The organism is Novosphingobium sp. TCA1, from assembly GCF_009811895.1.
Classification (GTDB): Bacteria; Pseudomonadota; Alphaproteobacteria; order Sphingomonadales; family Sphingomonadaceae; genus Novosphingobium; species Novosphingobium panipatense_A.
The window spans coordinates 180,259-198,771 of sequence record NZ_BLJH01000007.1 but is presented as its reverse complement, the minus strand read 5'-3'; the positions used below and the strand labels follow the sequence as shown (position 1 = coordinate 198,771).

Annotated in this window: 9 protein-coding genes; 6 read left to right on the top strand and 3 right to left on the bottom strand. The window is 64.4% G+C overall.

Annotated features, from left to right (window positions below):
• Positions 1-85: 85 nt before the first annotated feature.
• Complete coding sequence (locus tag NTCA1_RS11175; protein WP_159830591.1) at positions 86-571, bottom strand: gluconokinase; 486 nt, start codon at positions 569-571, stop codon at positions 86-88.
• Between the two features lie 216 nt (positions 572-787).
• Here NTCA1_RS11175 and NTCA1_RS11170 point away from each other — a divergent pair, with 216 nt between their 5' ends.
• The 4 genes from NTCA1_RS11170 to NTCA1_RS11155 all read left to right on the top strand — a co-directional run bounded on the left by NTCA1_RS11170 (position 788) and on the right by NTCA1_RS11155 (position 10,890).
• Positions 788-3,835, top strand: a complete 3,048-nt coding sequence (locus NTCA1_RS11170) for a glycosyl hydrolase family 28-related protein (RefSeq protein ID WP_159830554.1) — start codon at positions 788-790, stop codon at positions 3,833-3,835.
• An 84-nt stretch (positions 3,836-3,919) separates the two neighbouring features.
• The gene (locus tag NTCA1_RS11165; RefSeq protein WP_374705182.1) at positions 3,920-6,883 is read left to right on the top strand and encodes a TonB-dependent receptor domain-containing protein; all 2,964 of its coding nucleotides are present in this window, start codon (positions 3,920-3,922) and stop codon (positions 6,881-6,883) included.
• A gap of 186 nt (positions 6,884-7,069) precedes the next feature.
• On the top strand, positions 7,070-10,126 hold the full coding sequence (locus tag NTCA1_RS11160; RefSeq protein WP_159830552.1) for a glycosyl hydrolase family 28-related protein: 3,057 nt from the start codon (positions 7,070-7,072) through the stop codon (positions 10,124-10,126).
• Positions 10,123-10,890, top strand: a complete 768-nt coding sequence (locus NTCA1_RS11155; RefSeq protein WP_159830551.1) for a ThuA domain-containing protein — start codon at positions 10,123-10,125, stop codon at positions 10,888-10,890. The genes NTCA1_RS11160 and NTCA1_RS11155 overlap by 4 nt, the downstream gene beginning before the upstream one ends.
• A gap of 16 nt (positions 10,891-10,906) precedes the next feature.
• Here NTCA1_RS11155 and NTCA1_RS11150 read toward each other — a convergent pair whose 3' ends face one another.
• Together NTCA1_RS11150 and NTCA1_RS11145 are read right to left on the bottom strand one after the other, a co-directional pair.
• Positions 10,907-11,263, bottom strand: a complete 357-nt coding sequence (locus NTCA1_RS11150; protein WP_159830550.1) for an L-rhamnose mutarotase — start codon at positions 11,261-11,263, stop codon at positions 10,907-10,909.
• A gap of 76 nt (positions 11,264-11,339) precedes the next feature.
• Positions 11,340-14,162, bottom strand: coding sequence for a TonB-dependent receptor (locus NTCA1_RS11145; RefSeq protein WP_159830549.1), 2,823 nt, complete (start codon positions 14,160-14,162; stop codon positions 11,340-11,342).
• A gap of 503 nt (positions 14,163-14,665) precedes the next feature.
• Here NTCA1_RS11145 and NTCA1_RS11140 point away from each other — a divergent pair.
• The gene (locus NTCA1_RS11140) at positions 14,666-17,044 is read left to right on the top strand and encodes a TIM-barrel domain-containing protein (RefSeq protein WP_159830548.1); all 2,379 of its coding nucleotides are present in this window, start codon (positions 14,666-14,668) and stop codon (positions 17,042-17,044) included.
• Positions 17,041-18,510 carry a GH1 family beta-glucosidase gene (locus tag NTCA1_RS11135; protein WP_159830547.1) on the top strand — a complete coding sequence of 490 codons (1,470 nt, stop codon included), beginning with the start codon at positions 17,041-17,043 and terminating at the stop codon, positions 18,508-18,510. Before NTCA1_RS11140 ends, NTCA1_RS11135 begins: the two co-directional genes overlap by 4 nt.
• The last annotated feature ends 3 nt before the right edge of the window (positions 18,511-18,513 follow it).

The window sequence follows — 18,513 nt, the reverse complement described above, 5'->3', positions numbered from 1 at the left end:
CGCTCCGGGTCACGAAAAGCCACCATTCTCGGCTCCACCTGAACTGAATCCCCGCACACCCTAGGCCTGTTGACGCGACGCCCGCTCAGGCAGGGCGCAGTTCCCGCAGCACCCGGTCGCGCAGGATTTCAGGCGCTTCCTCGCTTGCCAGTACCACGACATGTTCTCCCACCATCGGCGCTTCGAGCGTGGCGAGCTGGCTGTCCAGCAGGCTCGGCGGCATGTAGTGGCCGGGACGGTTCCCGAGGCGCGCGAACAGGTTTTCCCGGCTCGCCTCCAGCAGCACGAACCGCGCTCCATCCCCGATCGCCGCCCGCAGGCGATCGCGGTAGGCCAAGCGCAGAGCCGAGCAGGCAACCACCACGCGTCCGTCCCGCGAAACGGCCTCGGCCGCCGCAGCGCCCAGCCGGTCCAGCCAGGGCCAGCGGTCCGCATCGGTCAAGGCGTGGCCGGCGCGCATCTTCTCCACCGCTTCCGGCGAATGGAACATGTCGCCTTCGAGGAACACGCAATCGAGCGCTTCGGCCAGCAACGCGCCCAGCGTGGACTTGCCACAACCGCTGACGCCCATGACGATGATGGCGCCGGGAACATCGGCGGCGCTTCCTGAGGATTTTGGCAAATCGGGGTCCTTGCAGCCCGGCGACGGCGCAAGGCCCATCGCGATGATGGCCGAGCTATACGGGCGCAGACTGTCTGCTGGGAACTACGACCTTTGTCGCAAGTGCCAAGCCCGACCCCGCGCATTAGGACGGATCGACAAAGAGAATCCGGCAGGGAGACGGCAATGATCGGACGGGGCGCATTGATGACGGCACTGCTGGCGGCGACTGCGCTTGTCCCCCACACGGGCGCGCGCGCTGCCGGAATTTCCGTCTTCCCCGTCGCGCCCAATGAGCCTCGTGCCGTTACAGTGAAGGCCGCAGGCGACGGCCGCACCGACGATACCGCCGCAATCCAGGATGCGCTTGACGCCGCGACCGACAGGGCGCGAGATTCGGGTGGCCACGGCATGGTACTGCTCCCTTCCGGCCGTTACCGCATCACCCGCAGTCTGATCGTGCCGCCGGGCGTGCGGGTCTACGGCTTCGGCCAGGAACGCCCCACCATCGTTCTCGCACCGCGCACGCCCGGCTTCCAGAAAGGCGTCTCGACGATGATCGTCTTCGCCGGGGGAGACCAATACGCGGTCGGCGACGTGCCCGTTCCGGTGCCCACCGTGGTTCCCCGCGACAAGACGGTGCGGGACGCCAATTCCGGCACGTTCTATTCCGCCATGAGCAATCTCGACATCGAGATCGGCGAAGGCAACCCGGCCGCTGCCGGCGTGCGCTTCCGCATGGCCCAGCACGCCTTCCTCAGCCACATGGACTTTCGCCTCGGCTCGGCCTTCGCCGGGGTCTATCAGGCCGGAAACGTCATCGAGAACGTCCACTTCCACGGCGGCCGCTACGGCATCGTCACCGAGAAGACGTCTCCCGCCTGGCAGTTCACCCTGCTCGATTCCAGCTTCGACGGTCAGCGCGATGCCGCCATCCGCGAACACGAGGTGGGGCTGACCATGGTCAATGTCCTCATCCGCGACACGCCGGTCGGAATCGAGGTCGATCGCGGTTACGGCGACAGCCTCTGGGGCAAGGACGTCCGGTTCGAGAACGTCAGCAAGGCAGGCGTCGTCATCTCGAACGAGAACAATGTCTTCACCCAGATCGGCTTCGAGAATGCCCTCGCCAGCGGCACGCCGGTCTTCGCCCGCTTCCGGGACAGCGGGCGGACGGTTGCGGGCAAGGGCCCTGCCTACAAGGTTTCGGACTTTTCCTACGGCCTCGCCGTGCCCGCGCTCGGCAGCGACGGGGCTTATGCGACGAAAGCGGAGATCGAGAGCCTTTCCGCCCTGCCCGCACCACGCAAGGGTGCGATCCGCGATCTGCCGCCGATGAACGAATGGGTCGACGTGCGCAGCCAGGGCGTAATGGGCGACGGCAAGGCCGACGATACCGCCGCGATCCAGCGCGCCATCGACGCGAACCGCGTGCTCTATTTCCCCGCAGGGTTCTACAAGGTGACGAACCGCCTGACCCTGCGGCCGGACAGCGTGCTGATCGGCCTCCATCCGGCAATGACGCAGCTCTACATCCCGGACGGCAATGCCGCCCATGCCGGTCTCGGCGCGGTTCTGCCGATCCTCGAAAGCCCGCGCGGCGGCGACAATATCGTCTCGGGCCTCGGCCTGTTCACCGGCCGCGTCAATCCGCGCGCTGCCGCCCTCCTCTGGCGCTCGGGCGAGAACAGCCTGGTCGAGGACGTGAAGATCATGGGCGGCGGCGGCACCCCGACCGCCGACGGCAAGCCGCTGGGCTCCCTCTCCGCCCGCAGCGGCGATCCCGTCGCGGACGGGCGCTGGGACGCGCAATATCCCAGCATCTGGGTGACCGACGGCGGCGGCGGCACTTTTGCGGACGTGTGGAGCCCGAATACCTTCGCGCAGGCCGGTCTCATGGTGACGGATACCAGCACCCCCGGCCATGTCTACGAGATGTCGGTAGAGCATCACGCCCGCAACGAGATCGTGCTCGACAACGTGCAGAACTGGGAATTCCTGGCCCCCCAGACCGAACAGGAAGTGGGCGACGGCCCGGACGCCGTCTCGCTGGAAATCCGCAATTCGCGCAATCTCCTTTTCGCCAACTACCATGCCTACCGCGTGACTCGCAGCTATCACCCGGCGCACAGCGCCGCGAAGCTGTTCAACTCCGGCGAGATCCGCTTCCGCAACGTCCACGTCAATGCCGAGAGCGGCTATGCCACCTGTGACGACGAAGGCTGCGGCACCTTCCTGCGCGCCAGCAAGTACCCGTTCGACAACGCCATTGAGGACGTGACCGGCAAGAGCGTCGTGCGCGAGCGCGAGTTCGCCAGCCTCGACGTCGCAAAAAGCGGCACCGCTGCCGCCGCTGCGGTATCGTCCGTGCCCGTGGAGAAACTGGCCGACGGCTTCTGGTCGATCTCCGGCGCGGCGACCGACGCCAAGGGCGCGCTTTACTTCATCGACCGCCGCTTCCAGCGCATCCATCGCTGGACAGGCGAGCGCGGGCTGGAAGTGGTGCGCGACAATGCGCTCGACCCGGTGAACCTGGCCGTCGATGCATCCGGCCACCTGCTGGTGCTGTCCTCGCTCGGCGCAAAGGCCGGTGTCTATTCGATAGATCCCGCCGGTCCCAAGGACCAGATGACCGTGATCTCCCCGACCCCGGTGCGCGGCAGGGCTGGGTCCGCCGCCCGGACGCTGGTTCCGGTCAACTGGTGGGTCAACGGCGAGTTCCGCGACCAGCTCGATCACAAGACCTACCAGTTCACCACTCTGGCTGAGTTGTTCGCGCAGGATGCCGGTGCGGCCAAGGCGCAGGAATATGTCTCGCCCGACGGCAGCCTGGCGCTACCGGCCTTCCGCGTCTGGCAGCAGGGCCCCACCGATCATGTCGGCTGGCGCTGGTCCAACAGCCTCAACGCGAACGGTCTGATCTCCGGCCGTGCGGGCGAACGGATCTTCGTCACCAACGGTTCCGAAAACAGGACCTACAGCGCCGCGGTCGGCCAGGGTGGCGCCCTGCAGGACCTCAAGCCATTCGCCGATCGCGGCGGCGAGAGCGTCGCGGTGGACCGGCAGGGCCGGGTCTACGTCGCGAACGGCCAGATCTACGTCTACGCGCCCGACGGCAGGCAACAGGGCCGCATCGACGTGCCCGACCGCCCACTCCAGATCCTGTTCGGCGGCGCTGACGGCGCCACGCTGTTCATCCTGACGCACAACGCACTTTACGCCGCGCATCCGTGACCGCGCCGCACCAGATCGCACGACAATAGTACGGCCGCCCTGGGAAGAGACGGCCGGGAAGGAAGAGGGGAAGGATCGATGAAAATGAGGACCATCATGCACCACCAGCGCGCCGGGGCCAGCCTCGTCGCGCTCGTCGCCGTCTCGCTTGCAGGCGCGGCTCACGCTCAGGAACAGAGCCCACAGCCGCCTGCTCCGACAGAGACTCCGGCCGAACCCGTTTCCGAGCGACAGGCTTCGGAAATCGTGGTCACCGGTTCGCGCATCACCACCAGCGGCTTCAACGCGCCGACGCCCACGACCGTGATCGGCGAAGAGCAGATCACCGCCAATGCGCAGCCCAACATCTTCACCACGATCGCGCAGCTGCCCTCGCTCCAGGGCTCTACCGGCGCCTCCACCGGCACCTTCAGCACGTCGAGCGGACAGCAGGGCCTCAGCTCTTTCTCCCTGCGCGGCCTCCAGCCGATCCGCACCCTGACCCTGCTTGACGGGCAGCGCGTGGTCGGCGCCAACGTGACCGGCGTGCCCGACATTTCCATGTTTCCGCAGTTGCTGGTCAAGCGCGTGGACGTGGTGACGGGCGGCGCCTCCGCCTCCTACGGTTCCGATGCGGTGGGCGGCGTCGTCAACTTCATCACCGACACCCGGTTCGAAGGGTTCAAGGGCAATATCCTGGGTAGCATCACCAAGTACGGCGATGACGAAACCGCCCTCGTCCAGGCGGCCTGGGGCAAGTCGTTCCTCGACGACCGCCTCCATGTCGTGGTCAGCGGCGAGTACGACCATGAAGGCGGCGTCGGCGCGGGCGATTTCGGCACCGACCTTGCAGGCAGCCGCGACTGGTATCGCGCGACCACGCTGATGAACACCGGTCAGACCAACAATGGCCTGCCCCAGTTCAACTACCGCGACTATGCGCAGCCCTACCAATATGCCCGCTACGGCCTGATCAACAACGGCCCGCTCCAGGGCATTGCCTTCGACGCCAACGGCACGCCCTACAATTTCGACTACGGCTCGAACGGACAGCCGCTGGGCAACGGGCAGGTCAGCAACTGCTTCCGCGGCAACAGCTTCTGCGAAGGCGGGGATCTTTCCGGCGCGCCGGGATCGGGCGCCTCGCTCAAGTCCGCACTGGAGCGCATCAACGGCTATGGCCGCATCGGCTACGACTTCGCAGACAACAACGAAGCCTACGTCACCGTCAACATCGCGCAAGTGAAGACCAACAACCAGCCCAGCCCCGGATACAACCGGGGTTCGCTGACGGTACAGTGCGCCAATCCGTTCCTGCCGCAGCTCGTGCGCGACCGCTGCGCAACCGCCGGGATCACCAGTTTCGGATTCGGGAGTGCCAATGCCTCGTTCCCCGATCCCCGCGTCTATACCAACCGCAAGCAGTACCGCTTCGTCGGCGGCCTGAAGGGTGCCTTCGATCTGGTGGGCACGAACTGGAACTACGACGCCTATTACGAACACGGCATCACCATCTCGGACATCAACGTCCGCGACATCGTGCTTCAGAACCGCTACGTGGCCGCAACCAATGCGATCGCGCTGGACGGCGCCATCGTCTGTGCCGATCCGGTGGCGCGGGCCAATGGCTGCCAGCCGATCAACATCTTCGGCAACTTCGCACCTTCCGCTTCCGCCCTCGCCTATGTCGCGCCGCACGAAAACGGCCCGTTCCAGCATACCAAGCTGACGCAGGACGTTCTCAGCGCCAACTTCTCGGGCAATCCCTTCGATTCCTGGGCAGGTCCGGTTTCGGTAGCGTTCGGCGGCGAATACCGCCGCGAATTCTACCGCGTGAACGCCGACCCCTATGGCGCGGGCGTTTCCGATATCAGCCCCAACAGCCCGGACTATCCGGCCGATCCGCTGCTCAATTCCACGCTGGGCAGCAACTGGGCGGCAGGCAACTACAAGAACGGTCGCGGCAAGTACGATGTCTACGAAGGCTACCTCGAAGTCGACCTGCCGCTGCTCAACAGCGACGACTTCGGCCGCGCCAACCTGAACGGCGCCGCGCGCGCCACGCACTACAGCACTTCGGGCACCGTCTGGACCTGGAAGGTCGGCGGCACCTGGGACACCCCGCTCGACGGCATCCGCCTGCGCGCGGTCACCTCGCGCGATGTGCGCGCGCCCAACCTTTCCGAACTCTTCGCCGCGCCCACCGTCACCACGGTGCCGAACTTCAACGACCCGTTCAGCAACCAGGCGGTGCAGATCTTCCAGAACACGATCGGCAACCCAGACCTGAAGCCGGAAGTGGCGCGTAACACCGAACTCGGCATCGTGCTGTCGCGTCCCTCCTGGCTGCCGGGCCTCAGCCTCTCGTTCGACTACTACCACATCAAGCTGGACGGCGTGGTCTCCACCCTCTCGGCCGACCAGATCGTGCGCTTCTGCTTCGACGGCAACCAGGCCTTCTGCGGCGGCTTCCAGCTGGACGGGCCGCAGGGCACCAACTTCGTCAACGTCCAGCCGTTCAACCTCGCCTCGTGGAAGACCAGCGGCTTCGACATCGAGGCCAGCTACCAGTGGCAGCAGCCGCTGGGCCTGCCGGGCAACTTCACCGTTCGCGCGCTGGCCACCCATATCCAGAAGTTCATCGTCAGCGCCGGTATCGCGGGCGTCGATCCGATCGACCAAGCCGGCAACAACGCCGGTGCCACGCCCGACTGGAAGTGGCTGGCTGTGCAGACTTACGACAGCGACCGCTTCAGCTTCACCGTGCAGGAACGCTGGATCAGCGACGGTACTTTCGGCAACCAGTACGTGGTTTGCCAGACGTCCTGCCCGGCCTCCACCGGTAACCACCCGACGATCGACTACAACACGATGAAGGGCGCTTTCTACGTGGACATCGGCGCGACCTTCAAGTTCAACGAGAACCTGCAGCTCTACGGAAAGATCGACAACCTGTTCGACAAGGATCCCACGGCTTCGCCGCAGACCAATACAGGGCTCGACGTCAACCCGGCCCTCTATGACACCCTGGGGCGGATCTACCGCGCGGGCATCCGCTTCAATTTCTAAGCCTGCATTGCCGTCGGCGTCGTCCTGGATTTGTTCCGGGACCGCTGTCGGCGAACAGCCCACCTTGCGGGCTGGCGTCAATGTGATAGCGCTATCAGACTGAGCGAGGCCGTTCCCGACCAGCGGTCCCGGATCAAGCTCGGGACGACGATAATAATACCGCCGATACTACGGAGAAAACTACCGATGCGCGCGATCCTGGGAGCCTCGACGGCGATACTGGCCCTTATGGCGGCCGCGCCGATTGCCGCATCCCCTTCCGTCTATACCGCCATGCCGGACGATCCCTCCGCCGTCACCGTGACGGCCAAGGGCGACGGACGCACGGACGATACCGCCGCGATCCAGCAGGCGATCGACAAGGCCGCACAAGGCCCTGCAGGCAAAGGCGTAGGCGGCGGCATCGTGTTCCTGCCGCAGGGCACCTACCGCATCAGCCGCACCCTGTTCCTCTGGCCCGGCGTGCGCATCTTCGGCATCGGCGAAAAACGCCCGGTCATCGTGCTCGGCGCGAAGACGCCAGGTTTCCAGCGCGGGGTGGGCCACATGCTCGTCTTTGCCGGCTCCGCGCGGGAACGCGATCCCAAGGACGCGCGCGAAGTGGCCTTCCCGCCGCCCGGCTCCGTGCCGTTCAACAAGGATGTGGCAGACGCCAATCCGGGCACGTTCTACTCCGCGCTCGGCAATATCGATTTCCGCATCCTCGAAGGCAATCCCGCCGCCACCGCCATCCGCTTCCACTCGGCCCAGCACAGCTTCGTCAGCCATGCCGATTTCGACATCGGATCCGGTCTGGCCGGGCTCTACCATGTCGCCAACGAGGCCGAAGACCTGCACTTTCGCGGCGGCCGCTACGGCATCCTCGCGGAGAAGCCTTCCCCCGCCTGGCCCTTCGCCCTGGTCGATTCCACATTCGAAGGCCAGCGCGACGCCGCCATTCGCGAGCATGAAGCCGGGCTGACCCTGCTCAACGTCTCGATCCGCGACACGCCCGTCGGCATCGAGATAGACAAGGGCTACGGCGACTGGCTCTGGGGCCAGGACGTGCGGTTCGAAAACGTCTCGAAGGCGGGCGTGATCGTCTCCAACGAGAACAACGTCTATACCCAGGTCGGCTTCCAGAATGCGCTGGCCTCGCGCACGCCGGTTTTCGCCCGCTTCCGCGAAAGCGGCAAAACGGTTCCCGGCACGGGACAGAGCTACAAGGTCGCCTCGTTCACGCACGGACTGACGCTGCCGGCATTCGGCAAGATGGGCGAGTATCGCACGCAGATGGACGCGGCACCAATATCGGCCCTGCCCGCCGCCGCAACCTCGGCCATCCGCGCGCTGCCGCCGGTCTCCGACTGGGTGAACGTCCGCAGCCTCGGCGCCAGGGGCGACAACAGGAGCGACGACACCGCCGCCCTCCAGAAAGCGATCGACACGCACCGCGTGGTCTACCTTCCTTCCGGGTTCTACAGGGTCAGCGAGACCTTGCGCCTGCGCCCCGATAGCGTACTGATCGGCCTCCATCCCAGCCTCACCCAGATCGTCCTGCCCGACGGTTCGCCTGCCTATGCCGGGATCGGCGCGCCGAAAGCGCTGGTGGAAAGCGCGGCCGGCGGGGAAGCGATCGTCGCCGGGATCGGGCTCGATACCAATGGCAACAACCCCCGCGCCACGGCCCTGCTGTGGAAGGCGGGCGCCCGTTCGATGGTGAATGACGTCAAGTTCCAGGGCGGCCACGGCACCAATCGTTTCGACGGCACCCGCACCGATCCCTACAACAACAATGCCACCGCCGACCCCGACGCCTCCCGCCGCTGGGACGGCCAATATGCCAGCCTCTGGGTCACCCAGGGCGGCGGCGGTACTTTTGCCAATATCTGGAGCCCCAGTACCTTTGCCCATCCCGGCATCCTGATTTCCGACACCGCGACCCCCGGCCGGATCATCCAGGCTTCCGTCGAGCATCACGTCCGCACCGAGATCGGGCTCAACCGCGTCTCCAACTGGGAACTGCTCGCCCCGCAGACCGAAGGCGAAGCCGGGGAGAGCGGCGATGCGGTCGCGCTGGAGATCCGCGATTCCAGCAATATCCTGGTCGCCAACCTCCACGCCTATCGCGTCACCCGCACCCGCAAGGCTGCGCCCGCCGCCGTCACGCTCTACAATTCGCAGGATATCCGCTTCCGCAACGTCCATGTGAATGCCGAAAGCGGGCTCGGCACTTGCGATGAGAACGGCTGCGCCACCTTCCTGCGCCTGACCAAGTTCCCGTTCGAGAACGCACTTCGCGACGTAACGCACGGCCTGGACGTGCGCGAACGCGAGTTCGCCGTGCTGGACGTCAAGGCCGCGCCGGAGCCCGTAGCGCCCGTCACCTTCGAAGGCGCGCGCGTCGACAAGCTGGCCGATGGCTTCCATTCCATCGGCGGCGGCGCCGTGGATGCGCAAGGCAAGCTCTACTTCATCGACCGTCAGTTCCAGCGGATCTGGAGCTGGTCGGAAGGCGGCAAGCTGGAGATCGTGCGCGATGCCGCGCTCGATCCGGTGAACCTGACGGTGGACCGCTCGGGCAATCTTCTCGTCCTGTCCTCCTTTGGGCGCAACGGAACGGTCTACAGCCTCAAGCCCGGATCGCCCGATACCGAACTGACGATGATCGCGCCCCGCCCGGCCGGGAAACCGGGCAGTGCCGCCACGGTGCTTCCGGTAAACTGGTGGATCAATGGCGAGTTCAGGGACCAGATCGATCCCCGAACTTACGAGTTTACCACGCTGGCAGAGATGTTCACCCGCAACATGGCCAAGCCCCAGGCCCAGGAATATGCCTCGCCGGACGGCAGCGTGGTCCTTCCCGCCTGGCGCGTGTTCGCACAAGGCCCCTCCGATCATCGCGGCCTACGTTTCTCGGACTCGCTGGACAGCTACGGTTTCATCCAGGGCAAGCCGGGCGAACGCGTGTTCGTGACCAATGCCTCGGAAAACCGGACCTATAGCGGCGTGGTCGGTGCGGGTGGAACCCTGACCGGGCTCAAGCCCTTCGCGGAGCGCGGCGGCGAAGGCGTGGCCAAGGATGCCCGGGGCCGGGTCTATGTCGCCAATGGACAGGTCTTCGTCTATTCGCCGGAGGGACAGGAAATCGGACGGATCGACGTGCCCGAACGTCCCCTTCAGCTGGTGCTGGGCGGCGCGGATCGTGGGACGCTCTACATCCTGACGCACCACGCGCTCTATGCCGCAAGGATCGGCCAGTGAGGCGCGCCCTCCGCGCGCTGCTGGTGCTGCTGGCACTCCTGTGCCCGGCAAGCGCCTGGGCAGACCCGCAGTACCGGCTGCTCGTGCTCGCCATCGCGAACAAGTACCACTACGAATATATTCCGATCGCGCGCGACAGCCTGGAACATCTGGCCCGGATCCACGACTTCGACCTGACTTTCACCAACGATCCGACCAAGTTCGAAGGCGACCTGCGACAATATGCCGCCGTGATGTTCCTCAACACCCCCGGAGAGGAACTGAACGCGGCGCAGCGGCAGAACTTCGAACGCTACATGCAGGGCGGCGGCAATGCGATCGTCGTTCACCGCGCACTGATAATGCCGCCGGACAACTGGCCCTGGTACGAGAAACTGGTCGGCCGCAGCTTCGTGATACATCCGATGCTCCAGACCGGGGTGGTAACCACGGTCGATCCCCGCTTCCCGGCCACTTTCGGCCTGCCGCAGCGCTGGATCTGGAGCGACGAGTTCTACGTCACCTCCAATCCGCACGGCGTAAGGATCGAAACCGTGCTGGGCGTCGACGAGACAAGCTACGACCCGACCCGCATCTGGCCCGGACAAGTCGCTAGGCCAATGGGCAAGGACCATCCCGTCGCCTGGTTCCATCGCTATGAAAAGGGCCGCGTCTTCGTCACGACGCTGGGCCACAACGGCGAAGCCTACCGCGATCCGCAGTATCTTTCCCACCTCATGGGCGGAATCTACTGGGCGGCCACCGGCCTGGGCCAGGGGCGCTGATCGGCCGGAGCCTTGATCAGCCTTTGCCGGACGTCTGTTGCTGAAGGGAGAAGATGCGCGTAGCCACCGTCCATTTGCTTTCGGCGCTTCCCCAGGAGAGCGGGCGCTGGACGCTGTCCATCAGCGTCTCCCATTCCTGCATCGCAGGATCGGCCGCATCCGCCGCAGCCTTCGCAGCCGGATCGAAGCCCGGATCGGTTTCCATCACCATGACCAGCCGGTTTCCGCTGCGATAGATCTCCATGTCGGAGATCCCGGCGGCGCATATGCTGCCCACCACCGCACCCGGTACGGCGCCGGCAGCATGCCAGGCCTCATAGCGCGCAATGGCCTCGGCTTCGTCCTCCAGATCTATGAGCAGAACCTGTCGCATGGCACTCTTTCTCACACTTCGCCTGCTACCGGCATGTTCGTAGCGGTAGCAGGCGAAGTCGTCACTGCAAGGCGGATCAGTAAGTCAGACGCGCCGTCAGGCTGATGCGGCGATCGTTCAGAACGTTGGACTGCGGCCTGCTTGCAATGCCGTAGTAGGTCCGGTTCTCGGTATTCGTCAGGTTCACGCCGTCCAGCGTCAGCGCGAAGTTGGGCGTCACGGTATACGTGATCGATGCGTCGAGCTGGCCGCGTGCGTCGTTGAAGATCGGCAGATTGCCGCTGCCGTTGCCGCGCGTGGTCACGACATACTTGCTGCGCCAGTTGTAGGCGACACGCGCCGAGAGCGGCCCGCGGTCGTAGAAACCGATCAGGTTGTAGCTGTATTTGGAAAGCAGTTCGAGCGGCACCGACAGCTTGTTGCCTTCATTATCGGCTGCATCGGGGCTTGGCGCCTTGCTATCGACGTAAGTGAAGTTCGCCTGGACGCCGAAGCCGGACAGCCAGCCGGGCAGGAAATCGAAGAAGGTATTGCCGCCGATCTCGAAGCCCTTGATCTTGCCGTTGTCACCGTTCAGCGGGCGTGTCACGTCGACGTTGAAAGGACCATTGCCGAAATCGTAAGTCTCGGTGCTGGTGATGTTGGCGATGAAGCCGTCCACCTTCTTGTAGAAGGCCGCGCCGTAGAGCGAGCCCGTCTGCGAGAAGTACCATTCCAGCGAAGCGTCGAACTGATTGGCCTCGAGCGGCTTCAGGAACGGATTGCCGCTTGAAGCGGTACGCAGCCCGCTGCCGGAATTGAACTCGACGATATTGATGTTGGGATTGAGCTGCGAGAAGTCCGGCCGGGTCAGCCCCTTCGACGCGGCCAGGCGCAATTGCAGCTTGTCGTTGAAGTGATAGCGCAAGTTGAGGCTGGGCAAGGCCTTGGTGTAGCTGGAATTGACGCCGAGCGGCACATAGGAGATCGGGCCGTTGCCAGGCTGTCCATCGATGATGGCTTGCGGCGTCTGGACGATAAACCCGTCGGTCGAGACTTTGGTCTTGATCACCCGCACGCCGATATTGCCGTCCAGCGGGAGGCCGGAATCCGCAAAATCGAACTTGGCGAGGCCGTAGGCCGTGTAGGTCTTCTCACCCTGCGTATTGCGGTCGCTGGGGACGTAGCTGACACCGTCGAGCAAGGCCTGCCGCTGTGAATCGCTGACATAGGGTGCCAGGGCCTGGCGCGTCGCATCGTAGTCCAGCACGATGCCGCGGCTGAAGAAGACGCCGCCGTCCGGCACGCCCTGATAGCCGCGATAGAGGTCTCCACGGAACGGATGGACTTCGTAGAGATTGTCGGCCAGCGCCGTCGTGCCGTAATAGGCATAAGTGCTGGAATCGGTGACGGCGGAGCGATCGGTATAGCGAAGTCCCGCCGAGATCGAGCGAAGGAATCCGCCGTCGAAGCGGTACTCCGCATCCAGCCGGCCTGCATATTCCTTGCCTACCGAACGTTCGATGTAATCGAGGTAACCGCCGCCGAGCGGTGCGTAATTGGCCACGTCGGTCACCGAGCCGTTGCCGTTGGTCGGGTCGTTGTCCGGCAGGATGTCCATGGTCGGCACCCCGCTGCCGACCACCTGGTAGAGTCGCTCGGCATTGGAATGAAGGATCACGATCGAACGCTGGCCGTCCGTCGTGCCGCGAATATACTGGAAATCGCCGTTTACCGTAAGGTTGTTGGTCGGGGTCCACTTCATGTTGACCGAGAAGTCGTTGGTCACCGACTTGCGCCGTTCGAGACTGGTGTTGGAATCGATCGGCACGTTCACGAACGTGCCGCTGCGAAAATTGCCGTCGTCATCGAAGCTGAAGGGCTGGGTGTAGTCCGGCGTGATCGGATTGTCGCCGGTATAGGCGAAGAAGCTGTAGTCGCCGTACTGGAACTTGTAATCGGAACGAACATACTCGCCGGTGAACAGCAGGGTATCGGTCGGCTTCCACTGCACCGCCGCGTCGATCCCAAGGCGCCGACGGTCGCCCAGATACTGTCCTATGCCCACGCCGTGGGGCATGTAGGTGTCCTTGCCGAGACGGCCCAGACCGGCGGCCACCGCATAGTCTGTCGCGTCGTTGGGATTGCCGTTCGCGTCGAGCGACTGGTCGAGTTCGTAGAAGGGCTGGCTGGAGATCTGGTCCTGCCGGAATGCGGTCTTCTGATAGGCGAAGTCCACCATCACGCCGATTTCACCGATGCCGGTATCCCAGCGATCCGACAGCAGCAGGTTGGCCTGCGGCGTCGATTTTCCGTAAAGGTCGTAATAGTTGATGCTGGCGCTGGCCGAAGCCTTGAAACCGTCGAAATCGAAGGGCTTGCGCGTGCGCAGGTTGATGAGACCGCCGATGCCACCTTCGATCTGGTCGGCAGACGGGTTCTTGTAGACATCCACCCCCGCCAGCAGTTCGGAAGGCACGTCCTCCAGGCTCAGCGTGCGGCCGCCGTTGGCGGTGAACACGTCGCGGCCGTTCACTTCGGTGCGCACCTGGCTGAGACCGCGAATGGAGACCGAGCTGCCCTCACCGAAACTGCGCTGGATCTGGATGCCGGTAATGCGCTGAAGCGCTTCTGCGACGTTGCGATCCGGCAGCTTGCCGATGTCCTCGGCCACGATGGAATCGACAATGACATCGGAGTTGCGCTTGATGGACTGCGCGCTGCTGAGGCTGGCACGCACACCGGTGACGATGATGTCCTGCGCCTCAGCCTCGCCCACTTGCGCGGGGCCGTCGCCGCTTCCCTGATCCGGTGCGGTCTCTTGCGCACTCGCCGGTGCGATCATTGCCAGCGCCGCAGTCGCGGCAGAAATGCCGGCGAGCAGACGCGCGCGGCGCGATGCCTGAACAATCGTCCTCATGGACTTCCTCTCCCTGGCTCCTGACCGGAGCGCATCCTCACAATCCATATCGCCCGCCCGGCGTGACGCTTTGCCCGGCCTTTGCGGCTAGCGGGTCTTTCCGTGCAGCTCGGATGCGAACGATGTCCGACTCATTACTCCCAATCGAAATATTGTGAAATATAAAAATTGCTTTCATAGGTGGATTATGTTGGATGAGGCATGGCAATTCCGAAACCGGTCGGCAAAGAACATCGGAGCGGAAATCGGAGAGGATCGATGGACCGTTCATGCCGACTGTTGTTCGCCCCTGACCGACGCCAGGGCGTAATGGCTGCGCATTTCACGGAAGACGGTGTCCATCCTCTCGACAACGGCTGCGCCGTCATGGCACCCATTGCGGAACCGGCCATCGAAAAGGCTCTCGGAAAGAGGCTGTAAAGGCCCAGTACTTTCTTACTCACATTATCGATCGACAGGCGCCGACTGCTCCTGAACACTGCAATTAAAACGGGATGAGACGAATGATGGCAGGAAACTTCAAGGCCCGTATCCTGGCCGGTGTGGCGGGAGCATGTTGCCTCGGCCTGGCATCACCCGCATTCGCGGCGCCGATGGCCCTGCTGGACCGCAACGGCACCCGCGTGGCCGTGGAGCCTTACGCGCCCAATATCGTGCGGGTTACCATCGCGCTCGACCCCGAACTGGCCGAAGCGGCTCCGGGTGAAGGCCCCAATGCCAAACCCGACGACGCCGGCTGGAACCACAGCAGCACCTCCGAAGGCGATGTCTTCTCCTCCGCCGCGCTCAGCCTGACCGTCGATACCAAGCCCTGGCCCAAGGCACCCACCCAGATGGAGCGCTACTTCGCGCCCTCGCTGCCGCCGGTCAGCCTTGCCATCCGTGACGGTCAGGGCGAGCTGCTGACCAGGATGTCCGGCTGGGAAATGGCCCCCGTCACCGTCAACGGCGAGAAGACCTTCAAGGTCGGAGCCTCTTTCGAAGCCGCTACCGACGAGCACTACTTCGGACTTGGCCAGAACCAGGAAGGCACTCTGGACCTGAAGGGCCGCCAGATCGACTGCGCCCATTACTATGACGCGCCTGCCGGAGAAACCGTCTGCGTGCCGTTCATGGTCACCCGCAAGGGCAACGGCAAAGTCTGGGGCATCGTCTGGGACAACCCGTCCCGAACCCTGGTCTGGCCCGGACTTCACTCGGCCACGCGCTGGCAATCGCAAGTGGGCGAGCGGGTCTCCTTCTTCGTCATTACCGGCAATACCAGCGACGATCTCTATGCCGGTTACGCCCGACTGACGGGCGCCACGCCCCTGCCACCAAAGGCGGGTTTCGGCCTTATCCAGAGCAAGGCCCGATACGAAACCCAGCAGGAACTGCTCGGCATCGCCGACGGCTATCGCCAGCGCGGCTATCCGCTCGACGTGATGGTGCTGGACTGGTTCTACTGGACGCGCATGGGCCAGATCGACATCGACCGCACCTTCTTCCCCGATCCCAAGGGCATGAACGACCGCCTCAAATCGCTGGGAATGCGCTCGATCATCAGCGTCTGGCCGCGTTTCGAACGGGAATCGCGCTATTTCGACACGCTGGAGGGCAAAGGCTGGTTCCTTAAGGACAAGGAGGGCAAGCCGGTGGACGGTCTGCCGATGCGGTTCGACCGTGCCGGTGCGTTGATCGACAGCACCAATCCCGATGCACGCGCATGGTTCTGGAATACGGTGCGCGACAACATCCTGAGCCAGGGTTTCGACTGGCTTTGGCTGGACGAGACCGAGCCCGACCTGATCCCCGACGGATACTTCTACTCCATCGGTTCCGGCGACCGCTATCACAATCTCTTCCCGCTCGTGCATACGACCGGTGCAGCGGAAGGCTCGGCACGGGACCGGCCCAACTTGCGCAACATGATCCTTTCGCGCGCTGCCTATCTCGGCTCCCAGCGGACCGGGAGCCTGTTCTGGTCGTCCGACGTCAAATCGACCTGGGAAGCGCTGCGCCGTCAGGTTCCGACCGGGCTGAACTTCACGGCTTCGGGGCTGGCCTACTGGGGCAGCGACATCGGCGGCTGGCAATGGCCGAGCGGCCCCAAGGCGGAGCATCCCGTGCTGGTGGACCCCGCCGGGGCGACGGCGATGGCACCGGACTATCCCGACTATCCCGAACTCTTCGTGCGCTGGTTCCAGTACAGCGTCTTCACGCCGACACTGCGCATCCACGGCCAGCGCCCCGCCACCGCGATCTGGGAATACGGCACCGCGGCCGAGCCGATCCTGGCGGACTACCTGCGCCTTCGTTACGCGCTCATGCCCTATATCTATTCCTTGGGGCGGCATACCTACGAAACCGGCACGCCGTTCATGCGGGCACTGTTCATGGACTTCCCGAACGACCCCAAGGCCGCGACGCTGGGCGACGAATACATGTTCGGCCCCGCCTTCCTGGTGGCGCCGGTGACCGAGCAGGGACAGACCCGCAAGACGGTCTACCTTCCCGTCGGCACCGCCTGGTATGACTACTGGACGAACCAGCGCTACGAAGGCGGGCAAAGCGTGGAAGTCGATGCCTCGATTGCGCGCATTCCCCTGTTCGTGAAGGCCGGATCGATCGTGCCCATGGGCGCTGCCGTAAAGTCCACCGCCGAAACCCAGGCGATCGAGAGCATCCGCGTCTATCCCGGCGCGGACGGTCGCTTCACGCTCTATGACGATGACGGCACGACCAACGGCTATCGCAAGAACGACGGCCGCAAGGCGGAACTGGTGTGGAACCAGGCCGCAAGAACCTTGACCAGCAAGAGCAAATTGCCCACCGGACAGTCGGTTTCCGGTCTGGTCCGCGTGATGAGCCCGAACGAAACGACACGAGGAGCAGGACAATGACGGGCATCAATCGCCGCGAACTGGGGCTGGGACTGGGCGCCGCCACGCTGAGCGCGGCCCTCGGCGGGCGGGCGGCTGCGGCACAGGCGCCTGGGACCGGGCCCGGAACCGCAGCGGCGTCCGCGAAAGACGCGCTCTCCTTCCCGGCCGACTTCCTGTGGGGCTGCGCCACGGCTTCCTACCAGATCGAAGGCGCCGTGAAGGAAGACGGGCGCGGCGAGACTGTCTGGGACGCCTATGCCCGTACCCCGGGCAAGATCGCGGACGGCAGCAACGGCGATGTCGCCTGCGACAGCTACCATCGCTATGCCGAGGATATCGCGCTGCTGAAGGCGCTGGGCGTAAAGGCCTATCGCTTCTCCGTCGCATGGTCGCGCATCTTCCCCAGCGGCAGCGGCAAGCCGAACCAGAAAGGCCTCGACTATTACAACCGCCTGATCGACGGCCTGCTCGCAGCGGGTATCGAACCGCACATGACCCTGTTCCACTGGGACCTTCCGACCGGCCTCAAGGGCGGCTGGCAATCGCGCGACACCGCGCTGGCCTTTGCCGACTATGCCGGTTTCATGGCAGGAAAGACGTCCGACCGCGTGAAGCATTTCATGACGGTGAACGAACTGCGCTGCTTCACCGATCTCGCCTATTGGAACGGCAACAAGGCGCCGGCGCTCAGGCTGCCGATGGACCAGGTCAACCAGGTGCGGCACCACGGCGTCCTGGCGCACGGTCTCGGCGTACAGGCGATCCGCGCGCAGGCGAAAGCCGGAACCCAGGTCGGCCTTGCCGACAACGCCACGATCTTCGTGCCCGCCATCGAGACACCCGAACATATCGACGCGACCCGAAAAGCCATGCGCGAGGAGAACGCCATGTTCCTCACCGCGATCATGGAAGGCCGCTATATCGACAGTTACCTTGCGGCGCAGGGCAAGGATGCGCCCAAGGTACAGGCCGGAGACATGGCGGCCATCGGCAGCGCGCTGGATTTCGTCTCGCTCAATGTCTACACCGCCAACACCGTCCGCGCAGCGGATACGCCGGGCGGCTACGAGATCCTGCCCCACCTCGCCAACTCCCCGCGCATGGCCTCTCCCTGGCTGAACGTCAGCCCGGAGGCACTTTACTGGTCGATCCGGCTGGTCAGCGAGTTGTGGAAGCCCAGGAAGCTCTACATCTCCGAAAACGGATGCTCGGCAGACGATCCGGTGGCCAAGGACGGCAAGGTCTATGACGCCGACCGCGTCATGTACTTGCGCAACTATATCACCCACATGCACCGCGCAGCGCGCGAAGGTTATCCCATCGCCGGCTACTTCCTCTGGAGCCTGATGGACAATTTCGAGTGGGAAGACGGCTATACCAAGCTGTTCGGCATCCACCACGTCGACTTCAAGACCCAGAAGCGCACGCCCAAGCTCAGCGCCGACTGGTATCGGGAACTGATCCGCACGAACCGTCTGGTCTGACGT